Source organism: Anaerosporobacter sp. (assembly GCF_965301125.1).
The window spans coordinates 1-2333 of sequence record NZ_CBDLAM010000334.1 but is presented as its reverse complement, the minus strand read 5'-3'; the positions used below and the strand labels follow the sequence as shown (position 1 = coordinate 2333).

The window sequence follows — 2333 nt, the reverse complement described above, 5'->3', positions numbered from 1 at the left end:
AAGGTGTATATAATAATACAAAAATCATTAGTGCATATGCATTCAATGCTGAAAAATTATATCCGTTTAGAACTTCCATCAAAGTACTTTTACCACCAGCAGAAGCAATATTTCCAATTCCAAATAATACTCCAAGGCTGGATACTACAACTTCTTTTGCAGCCAATCCTGAGATTAATGCTAACGCAATTTGCCATAATCCTAATCCTGCAGGTACCAAAATAGGTACTAACACTTTACCTATTCCTGCTCCAAAACTATCCGTTATATCTGCAACAAATCCATGAGGTCCAATATTTAATATAAACCAGATAATAATAGAAGCAACAAATATGGTTGTTCCCGCTTTAGTTAAGTAATCTTTTACTTTTTCCCATACATAGATTATAATTGTATGAAAATTTGGTGTTTTGTATTCTGGTAGTTCTATTATTAATGAATTCGTTTCTTTCTTTTTTTGCAATTTAGTCATTATAAAGGCTACTAATATGGCAATAATAACTCCAATAACATACATAGAGAATGCTGCAAGTACTGCATATTTTCCGAAAAACATACTAGAAAATAAAACATATACAGGTAGTTTAGCGCTACAAGACATAAATGGTGTAACAAGTATGGTCTTTCTACGATCCGTCATATCTTCTAAGGCTCGACTCGCCATAACAGCTGGTACACTACATCCAAAACCTAATAACATTGGTATAAATGCTCGTCCAGATAGTCCAATTCGCCCCATGATACCATCCATAACATATGCTACCCTTGACATATAGCCACTATCTTCTAAAAACGCGAGTGATAAGAATAGTATAAATATATTCGGTAAGAAAGTTAAAATGCCACCTACACCAGCAATAATACCATCAACTACAAGGGAGATGACCATATCATTAGCATGAAAATGTTGTAATACAGACAATACTCCATCCGAGAAATTCGTTATACCGACTTCAAAATATCCTTTTAGCCAATCTCCTACTGAAAAGGTTAAAATGAAAACAAGTGCCATAATACCTAGAAATATAGGCAATCCTAGATATCTATGAGTAAGAAAATGATCTATCTTATCCGTCATGGCTTCCTTCTCTTCTTTATTCACTACTACTTCTTCTATAATTTCTTCAATGAAATCGTATTTCTGATTTATAATATCTGATTCATAACTTCTTGTGACAATGTCTGAGAAATCAATATTAATTTTATTGCAAATCTCTTTGTCTTGTTCAAGTATCTTAATGGCATGCCACCTAGGATTTTTAATCTTTGCATCATAATCTAAGAGACGTTCCATAATCTCATCAATCTTATCTTCAATTTCATCACTATAAACAATTGCAAATTCAGAATGATGGCTATGTTTATGTCTACTCTGGTTTATATCACTATGATGGTGTTCAAGATTTACATCGTTATGTTTCTTTTGATGATGAGCTACTGCATGCATCAAGATATCTAAGCCTGTTTTTTTACGTGCAGATACTGGAATAACTGGAATACCAAGCATCTCTGGCAAACGATGAAGGTCAATCTCCATACCTCTTTCCTTCACAATATCCATCATATTAAGTCCAAGGATTACTGGTTTACCAAGTTCAATTAATTGCAATGTTAAGAATAAATTTCTTTCTAAACAAGATGCATCCGCTACATCAACGATTACATCTACACTATCATCTAATATGTACTCTCTTGAAAGTTTCTCTTCTAAGGTATAAGAAGTCAAACTATAGATTCCTGGCAAATCTACCAGCTTAAATTGATGGCTATGGTACCTAAAAGCACCTTCCTTTTTCTCAACAGTAACTCCAGGCCAGTTAGCTACTTTTAATTTTGCACCGGTGTAGGCATTGAATAATGTTGTTTTACCACAATTGGGATTACCTATGAATGCAACTTGTAATTCCTCTTTCATTCCTTTATCTCCTTAGTAGCTAGTATAATCATGGTTGCTATATCTTTTCCAATTGCCAATCTCGTACCTCTTGCTTTAAAGATAACAGCACCATTTCTTTTCTTATTAATTACTTTGATACCTGTTCCTGGGATAAGGCCAAGTGATTGTAACCTTCTACCTGTATTACCATCAGTTAATATCTCATCAATACTATAATCCTGATTGATTTGTCCTTCTAATAGCGTCATATCGTCCTCCTTATTGAGAATGATTCTCATTCAAATAGTATAGTATACTAAGTTCTCTACGTCAAGTATATTTTGTAATTTTATAGGAAAATCGAGTAGGAAGATAATCATTAATTGATTATCTGTCCTCTCACACCACCGTGCGTACCGTTCGGTACACGGCGATTCAATCCTATAACTAAATGTGA

General features: G+C 33.7%; 2 protein-coding genes. Both read right to left on the bottom strand.

The annotated features are described in order from the left end of the window. A partial coding sequence (gene feoB, locus ACW2QF_RS19565; protein WP_455717694.1) for a ferrous iron transport protein B occupies nucleotides 1-1915 on the bottom strand: 1915 nt, incomplete at its 3' end. Further along, nucleotides 1912-2145, bottom strand: coding sequence for a FeoA family protein (locus tag ACW2QF_RS19560; protein ID WP_455717693.1), 234 nt, complete (start codon nucleotides 2143-2145; stop codon nucleotides 1912-1914). The genes ACW2QF_RS19560 and feoB, both read right to left, overlap by 4 nt. Nucleotides 2146-2333 lie beyond the last annotated feature (188 nt).